25 protein-coding genes and 1 tRNA gene are annotated in these 24,835 nt (G+C 48.5%); 12 read left to right on the plus strand and 14 right to left on the minus strand.

The window, feature by feature from the left end; translation table 11 throughout:
• The first annotated feature begins 6 nt into the window (after nt 1–6).
• Genes UM181_09670 through UM181_09680 form a run of 3 tightly spaced genes read left to right on the plus strand, consistent with a single transcriptional unit; the run spans nt 7 to nt 2,751 of the window.
• Nucleotides 7–894 (plus strand): DMT family transporter, encoded by an 888-nt coding sequence (locus UM181_09670; GenBank protein ID WQC61603.1) that lies wholly within the window; start codon nt 7–9, stop codon nt 892–894.
• Nucleotides 891–1,616 (plus strand): alpha/beta fold hydrolase, encoded by a 726-nt coding sequence (locus UM181_09675; GenBank protein WQC61604.1) that lies wholly within the window; start codon nt 891–893, stop codon nt 1,614–1,616. Before UM181_09670 ends, UM181_09675 begins: the two co-directional genes overlap by 4 nt.
• Nucleotides 1,606–2,751, plus strand: coding sequence for an alpha-D-ribose 1-methylphosphonate 5-triphosphate diphosphatase (locus UM181_09680; GenBank protein WQC61605.1), 1,146 nt, complete (start codon nt 1,606–1,608; stop codon nt 2,749–2,751). The genes UM181_09675 and UM181_09680 overlap by 11 nt, the downstream gene beginning before the upstream one ends.
• 40 nt (nt 2,752–2,791) lie before the next feature.
• On the opposite strand, the gene UM181_09685 is transcribed toward UM181_09680, so the two are convergent.
• Genes UM181_09685 through UM181_09695 form a run of 3 tightly spaced genes read right to left on the minus strand, consistent with a single transcriptional unit; the run spans nt 2,792 to nt 4,617 of the window.
• Nucleotides 2,792–3,865, minus strand: a complete 1,074-nt coding sequence (locus UM181_09685) for a 5-(carboxyamino)imidazole ribonucleotide synthase (GenBank protein WQC61606.1) — start codon at nt 3,863–3,865, stop codon at nt 2,792–2,794.
• Entirely contained in the window at nt 3,858–4,346 is a 489-nt protein-coding gene (purE, locus tag UM181_09690; GenBank protein ID WQC61607.1) for a 5-(carboxyamino)imidazole ribonucleotide mutase, read from the minus strand. The genes UM181_09685 and purE overlap by 8 nt, the downstream gene beginning before the upstream one ends.
• Before the next feature lie 46 nt (nt 4,347–4,392).
• On the minus strand, nt 4,393–4,617 hold the full coding sequence (locus UM181_09695) for a DUF465 domain-containing protein (protein WQC61608.1): 225 nt from the start codon (nt 4,615–4,617) through the stop codon (nt 4,393–4,395).
• 151 nt (nt 4,618–4,768) lie between these two features.
• On the opposite strand from UM181_09695, the gene UM181_09700 reads away from it, so the two are divergent.
• A complete protein-coding gene (locus UM181_09700) occupies nt 4,769–5,188 on the plus strand; it encodes an Hsp20 family protein (GenBank protein WQC61609.1) in 420 nt (139 codons plus the stop codon).
• Between the two features lie 203 nt (nt 5,189–5,391).
• Here the strand turns inward: UM181_09700 and trxB are convergent, their stop codons facing one another.
• Nucleotides 5,392–6,333 (minus strand): thioredoxin-disulfide reductase, encoded by a 942-nt coding sequence (gene trxB, locus UM181_09705; protein ID WQC61610.1) that lies wholly within the window; start codon nt 6,331–6,333, stop codon nt 5,392–5,394.
• A 195-nt stretch (nt 6,334–6,528) separates the two neighbouring features.
• Between trxB and UM181_09710 the strand changes: the two genes are divergently transcribed.
• Nucleotides 6,529–7,029, plus strand: coding sequence for an Lrp/AsnC family transcriptional regulator (locus UM181_09710; protein ID WQC61611.1), 501 nt, complete (start codon nt 6,529–6,531; stop codon nt 7,027–7,029).
• Nucleotides 7,030–7,056: 27 nt separating this feature from the next.
• Here the strand turns inward: UM181_09710 and pgeF are convergent, their stop codons facing one another.
• Genes pgeF through lgt form a run of 3 tightly spaced genes read right to left on the minus strand, consistent with a single transcriptional unit; the run spans nt 7,057 to nt 9,751 of the window.
• Nucleotides 7,057–7,818, minus strand: a complete 762-nt coding sequence (gene pgeF / locus UM181_09715; protein WQC61612.1) for a peptidoglycan editing factor PgeF — start codon at nt 7,816–7,818, stop codon at nt 7,057–7,059.
• Nucleotides 7,815–8,879: an SAM-dependent methyltransferase gene (locus UM181_09720; protein WQC61613.1), complete on the minus strand. Its 1,065-nt coding sequence runs from the start codon at nt 8,877–8,879 to the stop codon at nt 7,815–7,817. Before UM181_09720 ends, pgeF begins: the two co-directional genes overlap by 4 nt.
• Nucleotides 8,876–9,751 carry a prolipoprotein diacylglyceryl transferase gene (gene lgt / locus UM181_09725; GenBank protein WQC61614.1) on the minus strand — a complete coding sequence of 292 codons (876 nt, stop codon included), beginning with the start codon at nt 9,749–9,751 and terminating at the stop codon, nt 8,876–8,878. The genes UM181_09720 and lgt overlap by 4 nt, the downstream gene beginning before the upstream one ends.
• Nucleotides 9,752–9,856: 105 nt before the next feature.
• Here lgt and UM181_09730 point away from each other — a divergent pair, with 105 nt between their 5' ends.
• From UM181_09730 to UM181_09755, 6 genes are all read left to right on the plus strand, one after another.
• Nucleotides 9,857–10,099, plus strand: coding sequence for an accessory factor UbiK family protein (locus tag UM181_09730; GenBank protein ID WQC61615.1), 243 nt, complete (start codon nt 9,857–9,859; stop codon nt 10,097–10,099).
• Nucleotides 10,100–10,399: 300 nt separating this feature from the next.
• The gene (locus tag UM181_09735; GenBank protein WQC61616.1) at nt 10,400–10,900 is read left to right on the plus strand and encodes a YbjN domain-containing protein; all 501 of its coding nucleotides are present in this window, start codon (nt 10,400–10,402) and stop codon (nt 10,898–10,900) included.
• A gap of 41 nt (nt 10,901–10,941) precedes the next feature.
• On the plus strand, nt 10,942–11,757 hold the full coding sequence (gene proC / locus UM181_09740; GenBank protein WQC61617.1) for a pyrroline-5-carboxylate reductase: 816 nt from the start codon (nt 10,942–10,944) through the stop codon (nt 11,755–11,757).
• On the plus strand, nt 11,750–12,088 hold the full coding sequence (locus UM181_09745; protein ID WQC61618.1) for a tRNA-binding protein: 339 nt from the start codon (nt 11,750–11,752) through the stop codon (nt 12,086–12,088). Before proC ends, UM181_09745 begins: the two co-directional genes overlap by 8 nt.
• Before the next feature lie 400 nt (nt 12,089–12,488).
• A tRNA-Leu gene (locus UM181_09750) sits at nt 12,489–12,575 on the plus strand.
• A 58-nt stretch (nt 12,576–12,633) separates the two neighbouring features.
• Nucleotides 12,634–13,761 carry a tyrosine-type recombinase/integrase gene (locus UM181_09755; protein ID WQC61619.1) on the plus strand — a complete coding sequence of 376 codons (1,128 nt, stop codon included), beginning with the start codon at nt 12,634–12,636 and terminating at the stop codon, nt 13,759–13,761.
• Here the strand turns inward: UM181_09755 and UM181_09760 are convergent.
• Nucleotides 13,727–15,736 carry a flagellin gene (locus UM181_09760; GenBank protein WQC61620.1) on the minus strand — a complete coding sequence of 670 codons (2,010 nt, stop codon included), beginning with the start codon at nt 15,734–15,736 and terminating at the stop codon, nt 13,727–13,729. The two genes, UM181_09755 and UM181_09760, sit on opposite strands and share 35 nt — an antisense overlap.
• A gap of 160 nt (nt 15,737–15,896) precedes the next feature.
• On the minus strand, nt 15,897–17,390 hold the full coding sequence (locus UM181_09765) for a hypothetical protein (protein WQC61621.1): 1,494 nt from the start codon (nt 17,388–17,390) through the stop codon (nt 15,897–15,899).
• An 854-nt stretch (nt 17,391–18,244) separates the two neighbouring features.
• On the opposite strand from UM181_09765, the gene UM181_09770 reads away from it, so the two are divergent.
• Nucleotides 18,245–18,940, plus strand: a complete 696-nt coding sequence (locus UM181_09770; GenBank protein ID WQC61622.1) for an RraA family protein — start codon at nt 18,245–18,247, stop codon at nt 18,938–18,940.
• A gap of 267 nt (nt 18,941–19,207) precedes the next feature.
• On the opposite strand, the gene UM181_09775 is transcribed toward UM181_09770, so the two are convergent.
• The 5 genes from UM181_09775 to UM181_09795 all read right to left on the minus strand — a co-directional run bounded on the left by UM181_09775 (nt 19,208) and on the right by UM181_09795 (nt 23,421).
• Nucleotides 19,208–19,936, minus strand: coding sequence for an amino acid ABC transporter ATP-binding protein (locus tag UM181_09775; protein ID WQC61623.1), 729 nt, complete (start codon nt 19,934–19,936; stop codon nt 19,208–19,210).
• The gene (locus tag UM181_09780) at nt 19,933–20,589 is read right to left on the minus strand and encodes an ABC transporter permease subunit (protein ID WQC61624.1); all 657 of its coding nucleotides are present in this window, start codon (nt 20,587–20,589) and stop codon (nt 19,933–19,935) included. The genes UM181_09775 and UM181_09780 overlap by 4 nt, the downstream gene beginning before the upstream one ends.
• Before the next feature lie 3 nt (nt 20,590–20,592).
• On the minus strand, nt 20,593–21,309 hold the full coding sequence (locus UM181_09785) for an amino acid ABC transporter permease (GenBank protein ID WQC61625.1): 717 nt from the start codon (nt 21,307–21,309) through the stop codon (nt 20,593–20,595).
• Nucleotides 21,310–21,380: 71 nt separating this feature from the next.
• Entirely contained in the window at nt 21,381–22,244 is an 864-nt protein-coding gene (locus UM181_09790) for an amino acid ABC transporter substrate-binding protein (GenBank protein ID WQC61626.1), read from the minus strand.
• A gap of 544 nt (nt 22,245–22,788) precedes the next feature.
• On the minus strand, nt 22,789–23,421 hold the full coding sequence (locus tag UM181_09795; protein WQC61627.1) for a sterol desaturase family protein: 633 nt from the start codon (nt 23,419–23,421) through the stop codon (nt 22,789–22,791).
• Nucleotides 23,422–24,835: the final 1,414 nt, after the last annotated feature.

Here is a 24,835-nt window from a genome sequence, read left to right on the forward strand (position 1 = left end):
ACTTGGATGCGCTTAATTTTACTCACTACATTGACGATGCTGGCATTTGCGGCCAATTCAGTTCTGAATCGTGCGGCGCTTGCGCCTGATCTTGGAGCTGACAGGCTTGAGCCATGGGCCTTTGCCGCGATACGTTTGCTGTCGGGGGCGCTTTGTTTGATGTTGTTGATTGGGTGGCGCGATAAGCGGCTTCAGGTTCCAGCGTTCAAATTTTGGGGTGTGATCAGCCTAAGCTTATACGCGGTTGCGTTTTCGCTGGCGTATATTTCGCTGCCAACGGGGATTGGCGCTTTGATCCTTTTTGGCGTGATCCAGCTTGTGATGTTTGCAGGCGCATTGATTAAAAAAGAGCATCTGACAGCGCGGAAATGGATCGGAGCTTTGATCGCTTTTGCGGGGTTGGTCTGGCTGCTTTGGCCGACGCAGCACGCTGCCATTGATCCATGGGGCGCCGCGCTGATGCTGGCAGCTGGTATCGGCTGGGGGGTGTATTCGCTGTTGGGGCGCGCAAGCCTTGATGCTTTGGCCGATACCGGCGCTAATTTCTTTTATACAGGGTTTTTTGCGGCGGCCGTCTTATATCTGCTTCCTGCGCAGCTAAGCCTATACGGGGGTGTTCTGGCGGTGGTGTCCGGCGCGGTGACTTCCGGAATGGGCTACGCGCTTTGGTATTCAGTATTGCCGCGTTTATCTACTGCTGTGGCGGGAATAGCGCAGTTAAGCGTGCCGGTCTTGGCAGCTTTCGGCGGTATGGTGTTTTTAGCTGAAGCCATGACTTGGCAGTTTGCCCTTGCCAGCGCGGTGGTCTTGGGTGGTATTGGCTTTGCAACTTGGTCTTTTGATGCGCCGGGCAAAGGCGGCGATCGCGAATCTACCGCCAAGAGGGCAAAATGATCCGCTATCTTTTTCTTTTTATCGCGGGGTTCATACAGCCTGTTTCTGCAGATTGTGTGGTGTTGTTGCATGGGCTGGGGCGGTCCGCGTTTTCGCTGGTTTTGCTGGAAGAGGTGTTGCAGCGGCAAGGGTATCAAACGGTAAAAGTAAATTATCCTTCAACCAAACAAACTATTCAGTCTTTGTCTGATTTCGCATTGCCGCAGGGGTTTGCCGCCTGTGGAAGCGCGAAAACCCATTTGGTAACGCATTCCATGGGGGGTATCTTGGCCCGCTATTGGCTGGCACATCAAACCCCCGACAATCTTGGCCGCGTGGTTATGCTAGCACCGCCCAATCAAGGCAGTGAGCTGGTTGATATTTTGGGCCCCTTACCGCCCTTTAAGTGGATCAATGGCCCGGCGGGAGCGCAATTGGGGACGGATGGTTTGGTATTGAGTTTGCCCGCGGTCACCTTTGATTTGGGAATTATAGCCGGATCTCACACGCTAAACCCTGCTTATTCTGCATTGATTGATGGGGCGGATGACGGGAAAGTATCGGTTGCAGCCACCAAGGTTGAGGGAATGCGCGATCATATCATTCTGCCAGTCACGCATACGTTCATCATGAATGCGCCAAATGTTTTGGCGCAAACGCTTGATTATCTTGAAACGGGCCAGTTTGATCCTGAGATGAGTGATCGTGAGGCGTTGCAAAACGTGCTGATTAATGACCGGTAGTTCTTTCTCTTTTTACAATGCCGATGTTTTAACGCCAGCGGGCGTGGCGCGTGCACCCTTGCATATTGAAAAGGGCGTGGTAGCGAGCGCCCCGCAAAGCGTTGCATTTGATCTAGACGGATTTTTTGTGCTGCCAGGGATTATTGACCTGCATGGCGATGGGTTTGAGCGCCATCTTGCGCCAAGGCGGGGCGCGGTGAAAAATTTGCAAACAGGATTTTCTGCCGTACAATCTGAATTGGCGGCGCATGGGATTACCACGGCGTGTCTGGCGCAATTTTACAGCTGGGAAGGGGGCATGCGCGGCCCCGAATTTGCTGAAAAGTTTTTGCAGGCCTTGCAATGTTTTCAACAAAGCAGCCCGTTAACCCTGCGCGCGCAGCTGCGCTTTGAAACGCATATGCTGGATCATTATGAGCGCTTTGCAGATTTGTGCACCAGGTTCCAAGTGCCCTATATCGTGTTCAATGATCATATTCCCCACGGGGCACTGGCCGCAGGAAAACGCCCCCCCCGATTGACGGGTCAGGCATTAAAAAGCGGCCGCAATCCTGAAGCACATCTGACGTTGTTAAAGCAGATGCATGACGCGCATGATCAAGTTCCTGCCGCACTATTGCGATTAAGAGCACGGCTCAGAGCGCAGACGATATTGGGCAGCCATGATGACCGCAGCGCTCAACAGCGTCAGATTTGGGCGCAGATGGGCGTTTCGATTTGTGAATTTCCGGAAACCTATGAGGTTGCAAAACAGGCCCATACCCTTGGTTCGCCGGTAATAATGGGTGCGCCAAATTTGTTGCGGGGTGGATCGCATAAAGGCAATATTGGCGTTTCGACCTTGTTGGCAGAGGGGCTTTGCGATGCTTTGGCCTCGGATTATCATTACCCATCGCTTTGCCAGGCCGCGCTAAGCTTAGAGGCTGATATTGGCATTGCCAAGGCGTGGGCGTTGGTCTCGTCCCGCCCTGCCCAGATTTTGGGCCTCAATGATCGGGGGCATCTGGCCATTGGGCAACGGGCTGATATGGTGGTGTTGGAGGGGCGCAGTCGCGCAGTCGAAGGCACGTTTGCACAGGGTCGAGCTGTGCATCTTACAGGAAGTTTGGCGGCAAGGATGACAGGCCTTGTTTGAGATAATGCGCTTGCCTAACGGCCTTTCGCTCCACGGCGCGTTAGCTTTTGGGCCGGACGCTGTTATAATGGCCCATTTTACGGCCCGGTTTTATCTCGGCTTTGCCATATAAATGCAGCGCGGTGCCGGCTTGCGAAGACAGGGCTTCAAGCGCGTCAAGATCATTCCCGATCAAATTTGTCATTGTGACATCGCTATGCCGGCTGCCATCGGCCAACGGCCAATTGGCGATGGCGCGTATATGCTGTTCAAACTGATCAACCGCGCAGCCATTTTGCGTCCAATGCCCCGAATTGTGAACCCGTGGGGCGATTTCATTGACGATTAGACCCTGCCCAGTGACGAAAAGCTCAACGCCCATAACGCCTACATAATCCAGCGCATTCATAATTTTGGCGGCCAAAAGCACCGCATCCATCCGCTGCGTGGCGTTGATTTGCGCAGGTACGCTGGTCGTACGCAAAATCCCCGCTTGGTGGATGTTTTCGCCCGGGTCAAAGCAAGCCACATCGCCGGCGCTGTTGCGCGCGCCAATGATTGAAATTTCTTTTGAAAAGGAAATGAAGCCCTCTAAAATTGCCGCTTGCCCGGCCATATCAGCGATGGCCGGAGCCTGATCTTCTTGGGTGGATAAGCGCGCTTGCCCTTTGCCATCATAGCCAAAGCGCCGGGTTTTCAATATGGCGGGCAGCCCTAGCGTGTCCACGGCTTCGCTCAGGTCTTGGCGCGTATCAACCGCGCGATAGGGGGCTGTTTTCAACCCCAAGCCTGTTAGAAAATCTTTTTCCGTCAAACGGTCTTGGGAAATACGCAAGGCTTCACGCCCGGGTCGAATTGGGCAAAGCTTTTCTAAAATATCCAAAGCCGATGTGGGGATATTTTCAAACTCATAGGTGATCACATCAACATCGGCTGCAAAGCGGCGCAACGCAGCCTCATCCTCATAGGCGGCGCAGGTGGTGGCGTAAGCCACATCGGCGGCAGGGGGCGCTGAGGCGGGATCGAAAATATGTGCGCGCAGCCCCAACCTGCTGGCGGCACTGCAAAGCATCCGGCCCAATTGTCCACCGCCCAAAATACCAATCACGGCGCCAGTTTTTAAAGGCTCATTCATCAAGGGGTTCATCCGCGATTGAAGCGGTGAGATTGGCGCGCCACTGCGCCAAACGCGCCGCAAGCTCTGGATCGCTCAAGGCCAAAATTGCAGCGGCCATCAGCCCCGCGTTTTGAGCCCCTGCAGCCCCAATCGCCATCGTTGCTACGGGAAAGCCTTTTGGCATTTGTACGATCGAATAGAGGCTATCCACACCTGATAAGGCTTTCGTTTGTATGGGCACGCCAATCACCGGCAACGGGGTTTTTGACGCCATCATGCCAGGCAAATGCGCTGCCCCACCAGCGCCGGCAATAATCACCTTTAAACCCCGATCGATCGCGGTTTTACCATAGGTCCACAAACGGTCTGGGGTGCGATGGGCCGATACGATTTTGGTTTCATAGGGAAGATGTAAATCATCCAAAATTTCGGCAGCGTTGCGCAGGGTTGGCCAATCTGATTGGCTGCCCATAATTATTCCGATGTCCGGCTGTGTCATTCTTTGGTCCTTGGCTTCAAACGCGCAGTATAAGGATTGCCCTAGCTTAGGCAATAATGTCAGGGGTCAAACGGTCCTCTAAACGCGATATTTTATCTTTAAGCGCCAATTTTCTTTTCTTAAGCCGCTGCAGGGTCAGTTGATCTGCGGTGCCCTTCTCAACCAGAGCACCTATCGCATCATCCAGATCGCGGTGTTCGCTTTTAAACACTGCCAATTGGATCTTTAAAACTTCATCATTTTCTAAGGCGGGGTCGCTGGTATTGATCATTCACATCTACTGGCTTGTTACGTTTCTAGTTTACCGGAAAGGCGTTGGGCTGCAAAGCCCTTGTCTTTATCATTTTGGTTTCCCATATCTACTGCAAGAGCCGCCAGATTGGGGCTTTTTACGGACTGTCGCTTCTAAAAAGGACGTGTCGATGGCAAAATTAAATTTGGGGTCTTACCCGCATATGCTGGGGTTTGAGCAACTGGAACGGCTGCTTGAGCGCGCGGCGAAATCTGGGAATGAAGGATACCCGCCTTTTAACATTGAGCAAACCTCGGCCAGCTCTTATCGGATTACGCTTGCCGTTGCGGGGTTTCGCGAGGAAGATTTATCGATCACGCTTGAGGATCGCCAATTGCTTATTCGAGGGCGGCAGCAAGAGACAAGTGACACGCGTGTGTTTTTGCATCGCGGGATTGGGGCGCGTCAGTTTCAGCGCAGTTTTGTTTTGGCCGACGGTGTGGATGTGGGCGAAGCGCTCATGGAAAATGGTTTACTGCATATTGATTTAACGCAAACTCAACCCGAGACTGTGGTGCAAACGATTAAAATTCAAAAAGCAAGAAAATAGGCGAGCTGTTGAGGGTTGATTTGCGGCTCTAAGACAACTCCAAACCACTTGTCTCGGTTTTTTACGCAGATATTTTTAGGATCAGGCGAGCGATCATGCTGGAGCTTTGACAGGCGATTTTCCCGTGGCAAGGCCCCTGAAATATATTCACTTCCAGATATAAAGGCCCGCATTGCGTCCTGTGACAGTCTGACTGGTATATTCTAGTCGTTTTCAGCTAGAAATTTCTCTGCATCCAAGGCGGCCATACATCCCATGCCTGCGCTGGTGATCGCTTGCCGGTAGGTATCATCGGTGAGATCACCCGCCGCATACACGCCGGGGATTGAGGTGCGGGTGCTGCCCGGTTCGACCACCACATAGCCGCCGCTATGGGTCTCCAATACATCCTTAACCAGCTCTGTCGCGGGGGAATGCCCGATGGCCACGAACACGCCTTTGCAGGCAATTTCAGTGATCTCTCCGGTTTTGACGTTCTTCACCCGTACGCCTTCAACGCCGAGCGGGCTGTCGGTTCCGATCACCTCATCCAATTGGTGAAACCATAAAGGTTCGATTTTTGGATGCTTGAGCAAACGGTCTTGAAGAATTTTCTCTGCGCGTAATTCATCGCGGCGGTGGATTAAGGTGACTTTGCTTGCAAAATTGGTGAGAAACAACGCTTCTTCCACCGCGGTATTGCCGCCGCCAATCACCACAATTTCTTGGCCACGGTAGAAGAATCCATCGCAGGTGGCGCAAGCCGATACACCAAATCCTTTGAACTTTTCTTCCGACGGTAGGCCAAGCCATTTCGCGCGTGCGCCAGTGGCTAATATCACTGCATCTGCAGTGTAGACCGCGCCGCTATCGCCTTTGGCGGTGAAGGGGCGTTGGCTGAGATCCAAGTCACTGATTATATCTCCGATAATTTCGCATCCCATCGCTTTTGCATGCGCCTCCATACGGATCATCAAATCGGGGCCTTGTACTTCCGTATCCCCGGGCCAGTTTTCCACCTCGGTTGTTGTGGTCAATTGACCGCCCGGCTCAATCCCTTGCACCAGAATGGGCTCAAGCATAGCGCGGCTGGCATAAACACCGGCCGTATAGCCTGCGGGGCCTGATCCAATGATCAAAACTTTGGTATTGCGGGTCTCTGACATGATGATTCCGATATCATTTAAATTCTGCTCGGCACGGTATAACGGTGTCTTTTAAGCTGGAAAACCCCCAAGATATTTAAAACTCTTGCTGCTGCCTATAAATTAACGAGTTGGAATAATCTTGCGGATTTGTGAAATATTATTGCGCGTAGGGCTTGCTTGCTGTAAGAAAAACGTAGCTTGTGGAGAATTTAAATGCCGTTAACCCGTTTAGACCCTATTGATAGGCTCATTTTAGCTGAGTTGCAGGCCGATGGCCGAATGACGAATGTAGAATTGGCACGCCGTGTTGGAATTTCAGCGCCGCCATGTCTGCGCCGCGTGCGCGCATTGGAAGATCAGGGCTTTGTTCAAGGCTATCATGCCAAAGTTGACAGCCGGCAATTGGGCTTTGAAGTTCAAGTTTTTGCCATGGTAGGGCTGCAAAGCCAGGCGGAGTCAGATTTACGGGCCTTTGAAGATCGCTGCGTTGACTGGCCGCTGGTGCGCGAATGTCATATGTTGAACGGCGAAGTTGATTTCATGCTTAAATGCGTTGCGCCTGATCTGAGCAGTTTTCAAACGTTTCTTACCTCGGATTTACTCACCGCAGAGAATGTGGGAAGCGTGAAAACATCCTTGGTTATCCGAGGCGCGAAGGAAGAGCCTGGCGTGCCCTTTGACGTTTTAGAAGAGCGATTGGCCAAAAAAGCGTAACGCCACTTTACAAGACGCGGTGCAGGCTCAAGAAAGCCGTATGGTGGAAATCAAACGCCCGTAATCCGCTTGTTTCTGATGCGTGGCGCGCCGATATGAAAAAAAGCGTTTGGGGTCTGAATAGGTACAATATTGCGTCCATTCGGCTGCTTTTATTCCCGCTTTTCGCAATCTGAAAAGTCCATAGCCTGGCAGGTTGAATAGATATTTCTCGGGGGCTTTGGCGTTGCTAAAAAAACAGTGGTTATCGGGGCTTGCTTCTAAGAAGCGTTCGATGAAGTCTTGACCAACTTCATAAGCGGGCTGGCTGATGCAGGGTCCGATCACGCCGACAATGTTTTCGCGCTGTGCGCCCAACCCTTCCATAGCGTCGATTGTGGCGTCCAGCACTCCGTTCAAAGCGCCGCGCCAACCGGCATGGGCAGCCCCAATGATTTTGGCATTGGGGTCGGCGAATAGCACGGGCTGGCAATCGGCCGTCAGCACAGCCAAGGTGATATTGGGCGATGCGCAAACCATGGCATCTGCTGCGGTTTCTGGATTTCCGGTCGAGGCGATTGTCAGCGCGGTTGCGGAATGGGTTTGGTAAACCGTGACAAGATCGCTTAAATCACCGCCCATATCTTCTGCCACGCGGCTTCGGTTGATCTGCACGATTTCAGCTTGATCCGAAGATCCGGTGCCGCAGTTCAGCCCTTCAAAAATACCTGAAGAGGCGCCGCCAAGCCGCGTATAAAACCCGTGGTTTATCGGTGATAAAAGCGGGGATGTTAGGCGTTTCAAACTCATTCAGTGAATCCTGCAGGCGCGTGGGTTGTGGATGGGTATAGCGCGATGGCTTTGAACAGATTTCCCATTTCCGCAGGATGGGTCAAGCGTTTATGCGCTGCGATATGTTGGTCTAGCGCCATGCCGCTTAAGCGTTTGGCCAAAGCTTGCGCGCGGGCGGTTATTCCCAGACGTTCGAGCAGAACGCCTTGCGGGGTGAGTCGGCTGTGTTTGCAGGTAAGGTTTGATACCAAAGCCGCAAAATCGACATGCGCAGAAAGATCCGCCAATCCGGGTGCGCTTAAAAACTCGGTTATGTCATGTTGGTACACCGCTTGCAGCGTATCCCCCAAAGTTTCCCAATCGCCATAATCGATCAGCAACGCGGCCCCGCCCTGCGCTTCTATATGATGGCCAAGTTGTTTGGCAATCGCTTGACCGCCGGTATTCAGTTCAACAATATCGCCAATTTGAACTTCGCCAACCCTATGGTCTAATGCGGGAAGGTGGGTGGGCGCGCTGGTTAAGCCAATGTGAAAAGCCCCATCCTTCAAACCGATCAGGCGTTCGTGCCAGCCAGTGGCTTCGAATTGGAATTGCCGGATGGGAAGCGCGTCAAAAAATTCATTGGCGATGCAGAAAATGGGAAGATTTGGAAGATCTGCAACCTGCTCAGCCCAGACGGGTTGAAACGGCTGCAGTTTTTCTCTTTGCAAAGCGCGCAGTTGAGGCGAGGCTTCCAGTAGATGAATTTGGGCACCGGCATGAAACCCATCAAGAGTGCGCGTGGCATGCAAAATATCTGCCATTAAAGTGCCGCGCCCAGGGCCCAGTTCTAAAAGGATAAAGCGATCGGGGCGCCCTTGATCCTGCCAGGTTTGCGCCAAACAGAGGCCCAATAATTCGCCGAACATTTGGCTAATTTCAGGCGCCGTCACGAAATCGCCTTGCTGGCCGAAAACTGCTTGGGTTGTGTAATAGCCATGCTTGGGATGCAGCAAACAGGTCTGCATATATTCGCTTATCGCAATGGGGCCGGTTTGCGCGATGCGCTGTTTAAGAAGTGGTGCAAGCGCAGTCATGATTTGCGAAAAGCCCGCAGTATCAAAGCCATGCCCAAAAGCGCCATCGGCAGGGATAAAAGCTGCCCCATCGTAAGCCCAAAGCCGTCAAAGTTCAGCGCATATCCCAAAGGATTTTCGGGGCTTTGAAACTGCGCATCGGGCTGGCGTACCAATTCAACAAGGCAGCGCGACAGCCCGTATATTGTAAAGAAAGCACCAGTGATCAAGCCGGGGCGCTTCAGCGCATCGTAGCGAAACGCCATCGCGGCCAACACCAGGCCCAGCAACAAACCCTCAAGCGCCGCTTCATAAAGCTGCGAGGGATGGCGCGCACAGAGGCCCGCGGCTTGGCCACAGGCTTGTGCGGCTTGGCCGGGAAACGCCACCCCCCATGGCAGATCTGTGGGCCGCCCCCAGAGCTCGGCATTGATAAAATTTGCCAAGCGCCCAAGCAAAAGCCCCATGGGCGTGGATAGGGCGATCACATCCGCGCCGCTTGCATAAGGAACAAGATTGCGGCGAAAGTAAAAAAACGCCGCGATTACGACCCCCAGCAAACCACCGTGAAAGGCCATACCGCCCGTCCAGATCATTACAATTTCAAAAGGGTGTGCCACGTAATAGGCAGGCTGATAAAATAGCACATAACCCAAGCGCCCCCCAAGTAATATGCCAAGGATCATCCAGGTTAGCAGGTCTTCAAAGTCCCGAGCGGCCATTGGCGCAAGGTTTTTGGGCCAAAGCTCTGATCGGCGCAACGCGACAAGCGCCATGCGCCATGCCAATAAAATACCGACAATATAGGACAGAGCATACCAACGAACGGAGAAGGACAATCCGAAAACAGAGATTGAGAAAATCTCAGGAGAGATATCAGGAAATATAATCATTTTGCCTCTCTAGCGATCTCATGAACACCGCAGAATGTAAACTGGTGCTTGAGACTATGCGTGGAAAGCCCCATATAAGAGGTACATGTAACGATGGAGCGTCCAATGCAAACCAGAAATAAAATGTTTGACGATATTTCTCAACTGATGACCAACGCAATGGGCGTGGCACAAGGTGCGCGCGAAGAAGCTGAAACGGCGATGAAGTCAATGATTGACCGTTGGTTGGCTGATCGTGATTTTGTCACCCGTGAGGAATTTGATGCGGTGCAGGCTATGGCGCGCAAAGCGCGTGAAGAAAATGCCGAGCTGGCCGCGCGGCTCGAGGCGTTGGAGCAGGGAAAATAAAATTCTTAAGACGCTGAGCGGTTTTTTTGAACCCGATTAAGCAGAAATATGCGGCTGGTTCCTTTTGGAACCAGCCTAATTTTTTGCGCTAAAATAACGGCTGATATCCGCCTATGTCGTAGGCATAACCAAGATATCCACAACTTATTGTAGGTCCTGCTAAGATTTAGCTTTACAGGAAGGTCAATCCATATAACCATATGTGGTAGGGGTGCAGCAATCGGCAGCACTCTGTAGAGCAGGCACCAAGTGGTAGGGATACTGCCATATCCCCCCACTAAAAACGTAAGAGGTGGCGCTATGGCATTGACCGAAAGCTTTCTTGAAGAAGATATCCATCCAATCGACATCGTTGAAAATATCGCAGAGCATAAGGCTTGGGATTTCGATCGCATTGCAGAGGATCAAATCGCAATGGCTGTTGAAGGGCGCTGGCGGACGTATTCTATTACTTTGGCCTGGTCGGCTTATGATGAAACCTTGCGCATGGTGTGCACTTTTGAGATGGAACCGCCCGCGCATAAACATGGCGTCTTGTTCGAGGCCTTGAACGAAATCAATGATCAATGCTGGGCCGGTGCTTTCACCTATTGGACCGAGCAATCTTTGATGGTTTATCGCTATGGGTTGTTATTGTCTGGCGGGCAAGTCGCCAGCGCAGATCAAATAAGCACATTAATTTCGTCAGCAGTTGCCACGTCCGAGCGGTATTACCCAGCCTTTCAACTGGTGGTTTATGGCGATCATTCGGCGAAAGATGCGATGCAAGTGGCTATTGCAGAGGCGTACGGGCGGGCCTAAACTTTCCCTATATTTGGGCAGAGTGCCCATAGGGGAGGGCTATGGATTTTTCAGATATTGCGCAGCGTGGTTTGGTGCTGCTTGGCTGCGGAAAAATGGGGTCAGCGATGCTGGAGGGATGGCTGAGTTCAGGGCTTCCAGCTCAGTCCGTTTGGGCATTAGACCCGCATCCGTCAGCGTGGCTTCAACAGCAAGATATACATTTGAATGCAGCTCTTCCATCTGATCCGGCGTTGGTTTTGGTGGCGGTAAAGCCCCAATTGATGCAAGCGGCTTTGCCTCAAATGTCCAAATTCGGTAATGGAACCACTTTATTTTTATCGATCGCTGCGGGCATTACAATTGCCGGTTTTGAAGCGATATTGGGCCCGCACACTCCAATTATTCGGGCAATGCCAAACACACCAGCCGCGATTGGACAAGGTATTACGGCGTTATCGGGAAATCACCGGATCGAAGAACGTCACTTGGTATTGGCCGAGGGCCTTTTGGGCGCCATTGGCCAGACCCTTCGCTTGGAGCATGAGGCGCAGATGGACGCGGTCACGGGGGTGTCAGGCTCGGGCCCGGCCTATGTGTTTTATATGATCGATTGTTTGGCTGCGGCGGCCCGTGCACAAGGGCTTGGCGAAGATGTGGCGATGCAATTGGCTAAGGCGACAGTGGCCGGCGCCGGGACTTTGGCCGCCACATCGCAGGAAACGCCCGAGCAATTACGGATCAATGTCACCAGCCCAAATGGCACCACGCAAGCCGGTCTCGAGGTTTTGATGCAAGCCAAAGGGGGGCTTGATGCCTTGATGCGCGAAACTGTGGCCGCAGCGGTAAACCGTTCGCGAGATTTGGCCAATGGCTGAAATATCCTTTGACGATTTTACCAAGGTTGATATCCGGCTGGGGCGTATCGTTGATGCGGCGCCCTATCCCGAAGCGCGTAAACCCGCGATTAAACTGTGGATCGATTTTGGCGCTGAACTGGGTGTGAAAAAAAGTTCAGCGCAAATCACCCAGCATTATGCGCCTGATCAGTTGCTTGGGAAGCAGATATTGGCGGTGGTCAATTTTCCACCACGTCAGATTGGGCGCTTTATGTCCGAAGTTTTGGTGCTGGGGGTCTCTGGCGATGATGGCGGTATTGTGTTGGTGGGCCCAGATCGCGCGGTGCCGCTTGGCTCGCGGTTGCATTGAAAATTTCTATTGATTGGCCAGTGCCTTTGGCCGTTTTAATGGGCCGCCGCGTGCTGGGACAGATTGTAGGCTGGGCAATAGAAGCGAGCCTGTGAATTTATCAAGCTGCGATCAAGCTAATGTGGTTGAATTATTTTAACCGCTTTGCGGCGTTTATTCTCATTTCCAGCATAAAAGGTACTTTACCCCTCGCAGTTACCTTGATAGCAACGCCCTTGAGCTGATCGTCTTCAACCGTAACAGGTGGCAGAGTTTGGCTCGAGAATAAACTGTGGTTCTTTGAGATATGAGGCGTGTGCACGTGCTGCGCTCTTGATAATAAAACGACCGGTGGACGTAAAAGTGACACTGTTTGGTGGTTGGAACTTAAAGTAACGGCAAGTGTAAAAATCTGGTTCCTGCCCACGTGGTGGAATGGTAGACACAAGAGACTTAAAATCTCTGGGCTTAATAGGCCGTGCCGGTTCGAGTCCGGCCGTGGGTACCAGATTTAGGCTGACAACTTATTGAAATTCCTTCGAGTTTAATCATCGAGGGAGACCGTCGTGTCACACATTCCGTACACATTATGCCGTTCAGGCACCTATTATTATAACCGCCGTGTGCCTAAGCACGCAGTGAAAGCCTATGGTCCATTCATCAGGCAAGCGCTGTCTAAATGCCCTGAAGAAGCTGAAGCTTATGCAAAACGTCTGGGTAATGTATTGGAGGGGTCTTGGAGTAATACGACAGGCATCATCCCAATAGATGTTATTGCTGTCGTAACTAGCTTTAAGCCAAGGCCAAGCTTGCTCTCTGATTACGTGAGTGAATACCTATCCCTTCGATCAGTCCATCATAAGCCAATCAAGGTGGCTGTAGACCCGTTCATATCTCTTGCTGGTGATAGAGATGTCAGCCGGTACACTCGAGAGGATGCCAAGCTGTTTGTTCGTCATCTGGAAATGAAAGGGAACAAGACCGCCACTATCAGAAGACGTATCAACAGCCTGTCTGCTATTCTTAATTACGCCTATGCAGAGCTGGACTTGGATAAGCGTAACCCCTTTTCAAGACTGTTCATCAAGGGAGAAGGTGAAGATAGCAATAAGCGAGGCACCTTTACCAACGATCAGCTGAAATGGGGATACGATAAGGCTTTAGCCTCAGGTAGTCAGGTCAAGTTGCTCATGCCACTTTTAGGAGAAACAGGCTGTAGGTTAGCAGAAATCGTGGGGTTGAAGCTTGAGGATATCGATCTTGAGAATGACCTGATCTATATACGGCCTAATTCAGCAAGAAGATTGAAAACTAGGAGCAGCCAGAGAACCTTGCCCTTGGTCGGATATGCCAAGCTGGCTATAGAACAAGCATTCAAGCAGGCAGACGATACCTACCTGTTTCCAAGATATATTAGAGATGGAAAGTGCTACGCTACGCATGCGTCTAATGCCCTCAATAAGTGGCTCAAAAAGGACTTTGATGGCCTTACTGCGCATTGCCTTAGGCATACATTCAGAGACCGTCTGAGATCTGTGGAATGCCCAATGGATCTGATTGATCAGATTGGTGGATGGTCGTCAGTAAGTTCAATTGGGAATAGTTATGGGAATGGGTATCGGATGGAACAGATCACGGTGTTCTTTGATAGAACCAAAATCAACTCTGCAAAAGTTCTAGAATATTCTGCTTAGAAGCATTGGCTTGAGCCAGCATAGCAGTAGAAGCTTGCTGTAGAATTTGGTTCTTCGCTAAGCTTGTGCTTTCAGCAGCAAAGTCAGCATTCTGAATGCGACCTAATGACTTGGATACATTGGTAGCAGCATTGGTGTTGTTGGCCACAATATGATCAAGGCGATTTGATATAGCGCCAAGTGAGGCTCGTTGTGAGTTCAGGGTTTGCAAGGCTTGGTCTATGTGCTGGATCGAGGTAAGGGAGTTTTCCTGGTTGAAAAAGTTTATTCTATTTTTCTTTCCAAGTGATATTGATACGATATTTTCGCTTATCTGGAACCTTTGTTTGAATACTCCATACCCACTTCCATCTTGATTATTTGATGACCAAGTAACCGAAAACTCATCATCACCAATTTTAACCGCTGCTGCCTGTTGTTGGGCTGAGGTCTCATGTTTGTTTAATAAAAACACATCTGATACGGTGTCCGTAAGCTCGTTTATTACCCTTCCATAAACTCCACTGCCGTCGGAGTCGCTAGAAGTCCATGTCACCAGATAGTATTCAGAGTTGATCGGAGTAACAGTAGACCAATAATGTGAGTTTTCGTTATCATTGTTTACTTGATAAATTAAGCCGGCTTTATTTCCATCAGCATCATGTTTTTGGGCATATACACTGCCATCCTGTGAAAACGTTGTTACAGAGCCACCTGAGCTCAAACTAGCTGAAGAAAAGCCCCCAGCGAAAGATAAATAGCCACTATCGCTAGATTTAAATGGAGAGCCGTTGGGAGTGCCATCCAAGTTATACAGTTGTGTGACGATACCTGGTCCGCCAGACCAAGTAATACCGAAGCCGCCATTTTCTAATGAAAATGCTGAAGGGTTATCTTGCCTACCTTCAGTATACGTGTTCACTTGGAATTCACTTCCAACTTTCGTTCCAGTAGACGAAAATCGTTGGGCATAAATACCTGCATTGGAACCGTCCTGTTGGTCTGATTCCCAAGCTATAACAAAGCCCCCATCAGCTAAAGCAGCAATGGATGAATTTCTTTGCATATCAGAAGTTTCCGTGTTGATCAGAAATTCATCGCCTAGAAGATTGCCGTTGGAGGCAAAACGCTGCCCGTAGACTCCATACCCAGAACCATCTTTTCGATATGTTGACCACGTGGCTATAAAACTACCATCGCTCAACGCTGCGGCGGAAACCCACGATGAACTAAAGTTTTTATCAGACGAAAGATTAAATTCAGATCCGATGGTGTTTCCTGATGAGTCATATCTTTGTGCGTATATTTGGTAACCAAATCCTTCGTGGGGTGATTGCCATATAATAACTTGGTTTCCATTAGTTAAGCTTATGATTTCAGGAACGTTCTGAAAGTCATAAGTTGAGGTATTAACCTGTACCTCTGACCCAAGTGGAACAACGCTTATTGTTTTTTTATCCTGGATTTCTTCGGTAGGGCCTATTCCCAAGTCGCTTGGACTGACTCCTGCAATAGATGTCACAAGCTGATCAGCAGCCATAGTCCCTGTCCCGACCTGAAAGCTTTTATCAGTAAAAGTACCATCAAGAAGGCTTTGCCCCGCCCAAGTGGTAGAGGAAGATATTCTATCAATTTCAGTAAGAAGGCTTTGGGCCTCTGCATTCAAATTAGTTCGATCATCCGCAGAGTTGGTATCATTGGCAGCTTGTATCGATAATTCTCTAATCCTTTGCAGAATGGTTTCTATTTCCTGCATTTCTCCTTCTGCAGTGTCGATCAGAGCCTGAGCATCAAGAGCATTACGGATGCTTTGGTTTAAGCCTCTCACAGTGCTATCCAGCCTAGAACTTATTGCCACCCCTGCAGCATCATCAGCAGCCGCATTAATCCGCTTACCCGTAGATAAGCGATGCATGGCTGTCTCCATGTCACGAGTGACAGAAGAAGCTGCAGCTTGGGCCATTATGGCTTCAGTATTAGTTCCAATAGAAAGCATTTACGGCTTGAGCCCTAAGTGCAGTTTACGCTCTTAAAGCGTATTGTTTCTATTGATTGCATCAAAAAATATGGCACCCTTACTAGCCTTAATTTGCATCATCTCATAGTGATACTGCAAAACTGGTGCCAATTTGATACCTATTTTCAGAGTGATTAAATCAAAAAACCATCGTCCATTCAGGAACCCAGCTTTCCTGATCTGGCTTTGCTTTAAACTCTTTAAATAGCCCCAACTCTTTCTGATGCCTCTTGCTTGGCTTGGCTGAATAAGACCCTTCGTGTTGCTTGATATCAGGCGGATGGGGCTCATCCTCTATCGTATCAAAGTAATCAGTGGTGTGCTCGACTACGGGATGTGTCACTCCAGTGATGAGCTCAAAGGCAGACTGCATTTCTTTGTGCAAAATACGATCATATCCAAAAGGGACCACATAGCTGTCATGCACTGTTAGAATTGGGCATTGGTGATGATAGGTGAAGCGCTTAATCAGTCGCTCAGTGATCTGGCTGTCATGGAACATGAGGTCTATACCAGCCCCTGATGCCATCTTATGCGCTATTGGTTCATGCTTGCGCTTAAGAGCTTCTAGCATTGATTTGAGTTGGTCGTTCTTAAGGTTTTTTTCTGGGCGCCCAGTCTCTGCTTGAAATCTAAAGGCTTGGAAGGCCTTTGCCTCATCATCAGCGTTTATGGCTGTGAGCATAAGCAGTTTTAACGCTGCTCTAAGGTTTATATCTGGATCAATATCATTGATGCCATGCAGCTGATACGGATCTTCATTGATCTCCGCCCAATAGTTGATCCCTTGCTGCCCATAAAGCATCACAATATGCAGCCCAGAGAAATCAACCTCCGCAGTCATGATGCCATCCATCTTGATCTTCTTACGGTAATCTTTCGGGCATCTTTGCCACCAACCACCATAGAACCTACCTCCCTGATCCCATCTACTGTTGTTAAAAATCCGTCTTACAAACTTGTCTTGCTGATTGATCTGAAGACGCATCTTTTTTTTGCCCTCACCAATTTCAAGGACAGGTTTTTCCAAATCATAAATATCGATATGGGTATTGGCTAAGAGTTGATTGTAATCTTTAAGCAGTGATCTTGCAGAGATCACAAAGGGCGTGTTTTTGTAATCTTCAATGTCTTTTTTAGCTTTATCCCGTAAAACAACAGGCTCCCTTGCTTCATGAGAATGGATGTGGAATTGGCTGAACCTTGCTGCTTTGAATTTTTCAATCAACCAATCAGTGGCCCAAAGACGTGATCTGAAAGCAACTCCCCTGACCCGATCATTAAAGCCTCGCTTTTCGTAAATGATATCCTCCGCTATCAGAACATCTACGATCTCTAGGATCTTCTTGCTGATATGCAGTTCATTGTATCTGGACTTGGCCTTGTAGGCATTATTATCTCGGCTAAACATGATCTTTAAACTAGGGTCAGCGCACCAAGCTACATACAGATCAAGCAACAGCACTTTGAGCAGCCTCTTATTGCCCTTCTTGTGTCCTTTGATTGATTTGAGAAGTAGGTAAATATCATCCACAAAGTCATTCACTTCAGAATAATCTGACCATGTGTGAACGTCTAATGGCCTTGAGTTCATATAGTTGATATTATTGGTATCAGAGTTGTTTGAAGTCATTTAATCTCCTTATTATTGTTTATAATTAATTGGTTAAGAGATATTATCTCTATTGAAATAATAACAGATAAGTTGGCTATAAGCTAGCCTATATACATTACTCAGACGTTTTTGAGGAGCCTCTACAAACTAGCAACATGATATTGGTTAACACACCCACAGCTCACCTCGCTGTCAAAGCCCAAGTATATATAACGGGCACAGGGGGTGTGGCCCATGCGTACCCCTCATATGGTAACCACTTATTGTATCGAAACAGATTGCTTACCGTTTGGAATGAGTTTGATGAATTAGCTACATCGAGTGGTCTTCTGTCGTCCCACTCCTTGGACACATCTTGTCACACATTTGGTCCACATTGGCACACATTAAGGGATAGGTCGTGTATTGACAGGCTGTCTTCACCGTGTGAATTTATACGCAGGAATTGACGTAAGTGTCTGATAATGAACACGAAGCGAATTAGAGCTTCAGGTGCTAGTGTCTGTATGGCCGTGCCGGTTCGAGTCCGGCCGTGGGTACCAGGTTTAGGCTGATTTAAGCAGTTTACCGATACATAACCTACTGATAACATTTTTATAAAAGCACTGCCTTAGCATTGGGCAGGAGAGAGTGTCGACCAGATGACGGCATGCGAGAGCAGATGGAACAGGTGTTGGCTTAACGGACCTATACCAGAGTGCCCTAGGGGGGCACGAGCAGACAGCTTAAGGGCGAAGCACAAGCACGGTGTCAAAAAAGAAGGGCTTAAAAAGGGCATCAGAGAAGCTCTAAGCCTACTTAGCTAGACAACTTGAAGTTTTTACTTAGGCTGTAATCCAGTCGTGATTGCTTTCAAAACATTGGATATATGAATGATAGAAGAACCAAAATTGTTACGGATTTCAAAAAATCTGCCTAGACCGTCTGCCAAGCAGATCGAAGCGTTGAATATGGTTCCGACGGGCGTTGCAAACGATGCCATGTGGGGTAAAGGGGCTTTTACAAAAGCCATCAAATACTTTGACACTTCAAGCTCAACTATCCCGAGAATTATTGGTCCAGCCTTGACGGTAGATACTGGTCCCGGGGATATCCTTGCTCTTCTCGCGTCTTTAAAGTTTATAGAAAAAGGAGACATAGTGGTGTCATCTTTTGGTGGCTATCAGGGTTGTGCAGCAGCAGGTGATCGTGTGGCTGGTATGCTAAAAAATTGCGGTGCAGCGGGGTTCGTTACCGATGGGCCAATGCGCGATTTAAATGGTCTGAAAAAGGTAGGGTTTCCTTCATGGTGTTCAGGGCTTACGCCTGCATCACCCGTTAGTAAAGGACCAGGTACGGTTGGGCTGAATATCAATGTTTCTGGTGTAGAGGTTTGCTCAGGCGATGTGATTATCGCTGATCCTGACGGAATAATTGCCATTCCACTCGCAGATCTCGATGAAATTACGATTAGATGTCATGAAATCTTAGAGTTGGAGACGGAGTTAGACCAAAAGGTTTCAAATGGCCTTAAAGTGCCGAATGAAATTGAACTCTTGCTGGAGAGCGAAAATGTTCAATATGTTTAAGCTTTAAGTGCCCTAACGTGGCACGAAGAGGTAGCTTAAGGGCTTAGCATAAGAAGGCTAAAGAAAAAGAAAATGCTTAAAGAGGGTATCGCAGAGTGATCCTAAAGACATAGGAAAAATTCCCAAAGCCCTAGAAATAAAGACAGCTCTAATAGCAGGTGATAAAGAATAAATTGTAGTGTGGTTTGTTCTAAGCTGAGTGGGCGATGGTTGTTTGATTGCGCAGATGCAGGCGATTGTGAAAAACCTGATGACGAAACGTCAACATTAATGGTGTAAGATTTTAGACAAGAAGTCTTTGGCCCGATCGCTGTCAGGGTTGTTGAAAAAATCGTTGGTCACGCGATCTTCGACAATACATCCCTCATCCATGAACACCACCCGATCTGCGACCTTGCGTGCAAAGCCCATTTCATGCGTAACGACCATCATGGTCATGCCTTCCTGCGCCAGTTCGATCATGACATCGAGCACCTCATTGATCATTTCAGGATCAAGCGCTGAAGTTGGCTCATCAAACAGCATTGCAATGGGATCCATTGCCAATGCGCGGCTGATCGCAACACGCTGCTGCTGTCCACCAGAAAGCTCACCGGGAAATTTTTCAATATGTTCGGACAAACCGACGCGGGCAATCAATGCTTCTGCCTTTGCATTGGCCTCATCTTTGGATCGTTTGAGCACTTTTTCTTGTGCCAGGCATAAATTTTGACGCACTGACATATGGGGATAAAGTTCAAAATGCTGGAAGACCATGCCAATCCGGGATCTAAGGGTTGTTAAATCGGTGCGCTTGTTAGTGACTTCAATGTTCTCAACTTTGATAGTTCCGTCTTGAACGGGTTCGAGGCCATTGACGCATTTTATCAAGGTCGATTTTCCCGATCCGGACGGCCCGCACACAACCACAACCTCACCTTTCTCAACCGTTGTGCTGCACTTTGTAAGGACCTGGAAATTGCCATACCACTTTGAGATTTTATCGATCGAAATCATGCGAATTTTGCCTTTTGAAGCCGGCGGACCAATAGAGATCCGGTGAAGCAGATAATGAAATAGACTAGGGCTGCAAAGACATACATCTCTGCAAGCCGCCCCTCTGTGCGGGCGACGATTGAAGACACCGTCATGAAATCACGTAAAGACACAACAAATACCAGAGATGTGTCTTGGAAGAGAATGATACCTTGAGTCACGAGGATTGGTATCATATTGCGAAACGCCTGTGGAAGCACGATATAACGCTGGATTTGCCAATAGTTCAGCCCAGTGGCTTGACCTGCATGAATTTGACCTTGGCGGATAGATTGGATCCCTGCACGGATAATTTCCGAATAATATGCCGCTTCGAACATAACAAAAGCGATCAGCGCAGAATGAAATCCCCCAATTGGCCGTCCAATGGCCAAGGGGACCAAAAAGTAGAACCAAAAAATTACAAGAATAAGTGGAACTGACCGGATCAGGTTAACGTAAGTGGCTGCGAAAAGCGATAAAGGCAATATTCCAGATAAGCGCATTAAAGCCAATACAGTGCCTAGGATCATACCACCAATGACGGCAAGAAAGGTTAGCCATAATGACAATTGCAACCCTTTCCAAAGAAATGGCAGGTTATCCACAATAACTGAAAAGTCGAAATCGCCCATGATCTATGTCTTTTCTACGAAGCCAGGGATTTTTGCGTGGCGTTCCAGCAACTGCGCTATCAACGTTGCTGTCAAGGCAATGCAAATATATATTACGGTTGCTGCTGTGAAGGCTTCAAAGCCCTGGAATGTATATTCCGCTATTTGTTGCGATTGAGCTGTCAATTCGAGCAAACCGATGGTCAATGCCAGCGAAGAATTTTTAAAGATTGTTAGGAATTCAGAGGTCATTGGGGGCACGATAAGTCTGAAGGAAATAGGCAAAAGCACATAGCGATAGGTTTGAGATACAGAAAATCCGTTCGCATAGGCGGCAGATGTCAAACCAGTGCCAACTGCCTGAATGCCGGCCCGTACCTGCTCTGCAATGCGGCTGGCAGTATATAGCCCTAGCGCGACGACGGCGGTCACATATTCGGGGTTGGGCATATCCCTTTTCATCCAGCGCCCAATGTCCTGAGGCACCAATTCTGGAACGACAAAATACCATAAAAACATTTGGACGAGCAAAGGAACATTTCGAAAAATTTCGACATATGTGGTGCAAATGAATGCAATCGGCTTTGACGGAAGCGTACGGCCCACGCCGACTATTATGCCTATTGTCAGAGCGATAACCCAAGCTGCCAATGCGACCGCGAACGTCCATTGTACGCCTGATATAAGCCAGCCAAGATAGGTTTCATCCCATAAAACTGACCAATTCCAGTTATAATCCATATGGCATTTTGTTCCCGCTAGAGAGGATCGGACGCCCGATCAGGCGCCCGAAATTTTGAACCTGCTTAAGGTTACTCTGGCAGCGCGTTCAGAGTAAAGGAGGCTTTCAGAAGCGGCGTTGCCGGCACACCAAGCGGATCGAACCATTTGGAATAAATCGCGTCAATTTCACCAGAGCGGAAAACATCGGCAAGAGCAGCTTTGCCCACCAATTCAAAGGCGCTATCGTTCCGACGCACCATTAAACCGTATGGATCAAAAGACAAGAAATCTCCAACAACTTCAAAATCATCCGGGTTTTTCGATTTAGAAATTAAGCCAAAGAGAAGGATGTGGTCCGTAGCATAGACATCAACTCTATCGGTTTCTAAAGATAACATACCTTCTGCGTGATCTCTGACAGGCAGTACCTTAACATCTAGCCCTAATTCTTTTACCGCGGCTTTTACAGCCAATTCGTTGGTCGTGCCTTGAGCTAGGGCTACGGCTTTGCCACCAAGGTCGGCAACCGATGAGATGCCACTGTCTTTTCTCACCAACAACTTCGTCCCGGTTACAAATGTCGTGGCGAGGTATTCAACTTGTTGTTGCCGAGACAGCTTGTTCGTTGTGGAGCCACACTCTAAATCGATGGTGCCGTTCGCCATTAAAGCGAGGCGCGTCTTTGGGTTAACCGGCACATATTTTATCTCCAGATCTTTGCCAACTGTTTCGGCCACTTTGTCGACGATTTTCATACATAGGTCGATCGAATATCCGATTGGCTTCTGGTTTTCATCTAGATAGGCAAAAGGCACTGAGCTTTCACGATGGCCAATGGTTATAACGCCGCTTTCAGCCACTTTGGCCAGCGTGCCGGTGAAATCTTCGGCCGCCACAGGTGTCGCAAGGCCAAGCCCCATAACACCGATAGTGATCATACGCTTGAGTTTCATTCTTCTCTCCTTTTAGTTGATGGATAGGGTGGGTAATTTGCTGGTATCTCTGTTGTACCGCATTTTGCGTCGATTACACTCGAAGTTTCACAAAATACAGCGCAGCCAAAAGATTTTGATATCATTACATCATACAATTTTTTACCTAGCCTCAAAGCGTTAACGCCTTTCTTGAAGTAGATTGAATTGATCCCAAAACACCTTACCCCCAAATAATTCTTTGGCCTAGGCAAGAATTGGCGATCTATTTATCTAATATTATTAAAAGCTTAATTAAAAGAGTGTATTTTGCAAATGCCATTTGCACATACCAGTCATACTTTTAGTATGGGCATTGGGGGCAACTTTTAAGCTCTGAAAATAAAGACAGCCCTCAGAGCAGACGATAAAGAATAAATTGTAGTGTCATTTGGTCTAGGTTGAGAGGGGGCTGGGATCACCCACGCCTATATGAATTCAGTATTACGACGTGCATATAAACTCATAAAAGTTCGCCCTTACAGCCTAATCCGTGATCCCGCTTTAGACGTAGGTATTTCGATATTTAGCGGCTAAACCTGTTTTTTAATTTTTTCTCTTTCAGGCGATCTTTCAGGCGGGTTTGTGCCTCATCGCTTCCGTCGTGAAAGGTTCCAAACCAACGATCAAGCGGCAATATACCATCAGCATAGTTGCATTCGAAATATTTGTGGTGGAGATAATGTGCGTAGCTATCTGGGTCAAAGCTTTCGCCCTTACCTAACTTAATACGATCAAAGCCAACATGGCCCGGCGCAGGGCTTAATCCGGCATGCACAAGTGTCACGATAATAAAGGCTGGGTGGAACGGAAAAAATAAATACAAAACGGCACATGAAAAATAAAAAATATGTTCAATCGGATGCATTGCCAATCCTGACCAAGGCCCAGGGTTTATATTTTTATGGTGTATCCGATGGGCCAGCGAGTATAGCGGCTCAAAATGTATCAGGCGATGCACCAGATAGAAATGCAAATCCCGCCATAAGTGAATGAGCAAAAGCATCACGATAAAGTAAATCCAGTTTTCTTTCACCGAAAGAACTGACACATAGCCATTTGCGGGGAACCACAGCAGACCAAGTTCAAAACCAGACCAGATTGTAACACCACTGAAAAATGTCAAAAAGATATTATCTAAGTTTTGATCATTGAACAAAAACTGTTTTGATTTGGCGGCCGGCCACCTGGGGTTGAATTTAAAGTCAGTGTCCTGAGAGCGCCGAGTGTAAAGGCGATAATGAAACGCCCCAAAATAAAGCGCAACCAACGCACTGTTTTTTAAAAAAACGAGAAAAAATGTTTGAAATGATATTTTTGCATAAGCCTCTAACGGCGGGGAGAGCAAAAACCAGGAAAGAACACCCACGCATATGTAAAAAACATTCCAAGGCACTAAATACCCTGGCACCGCAAAAACCCATTTTAGCGCGGCGCGCGGCTGTAGCGGCCAAATAAAGATCGGAGGATAACCCACACGCTCATGGGGCCTATAATGCCCTCGTTTATCGCGAGACCCATAATTAGACTCTGCCATAGCGCACCGTATGTCCCAACCTTTCGACTATCGTCTAGTTTTAGTGTACATTTCCGTTTTTACATGTCCAGCCCTGACGCAATTTCCCACGTTTCCATGGGGTTTTGAAACCTATAATCTGATGCCTCAATCGCACGGAAAGGACGTCTTAGTCATGTTCAATTTAACAATGCAGAAACGTAAACCAGCCCTTCGTATCCAGTGAGGTCAGGTTTGCTATGCAGATTCTTTGAATTCTCCAAGCATTGTTTTTGGATCTTGATTTGTGAAGATTTGACGTCCATTCAGCTTTACTTATGCCACCTCGGCAAAGGCTGATACACCAACCGCAATAAAATATCTGGAGCATCAGCGAACCCCCAGTTTTTGATTAAGACTTGGTAGTCGCGCGGCCACCAATCACCGAGGTGCATGAAGATCCGGTTAGGGGGCTTTTGCCTTAAAAATGGCTTAACGTTGATCCCGATCAAAGAAGACCAGCCTTCTAAGCGGCTGTAATCACCCTCTGCGCTGCCGCAAAAAGACAGAAAATCACGCTGCGAAAAGACTATTGATTTAAGTTGGGGGGGGGCGTCCTATAACGGCCCGCGAGCCAGGCGTATGGTGCGCGCATAAGTGTGTCGGCAACCACCCACCTTCATTAACGCCGTAATAAAACATTTTTATCGCATCCCTTCGTGGGGCTTCTCTTTGCACGCTGAGCCAATAAGTTTATCTGCAGGCTTGGTTCTGCCGGCCTCAATTATAGGCAAAAGAAAGGCGCCATGGATCAGGTGAAGATGCCTTATAGGGCAATACTATGCGCCACACAGTAAAGCCGCCCCTTCATTTATCCCGAGCTTAGATGTTTTTTTTGAGGAAGAGGTGAACATCATGGTGCCTGAAGCCGACTTTGTTAAAAATCAGGCAAAGGACTTTAGCAGGCAGATCTGGGCGGTTTGCAAGTGCAACCATTAGCGAGCCTGAATCAGGATTTATGCAAAATTGTACAAACTGGGAGCCTCATTTATCACTTGGTGTAAAAAGAAATTTAAAA

This window comes from Alphaproteobacteria bacterium US3C007 (assembly GCA_034423775.1).
In the GTDB taxonomy this organism is placed as follows: Bacteria; Pseudomonadota; Alphaproteobacteria; order Rhodobacterales; family Rhodobacteraceae; genus Thalassovivens; species Thalassovivens spotae.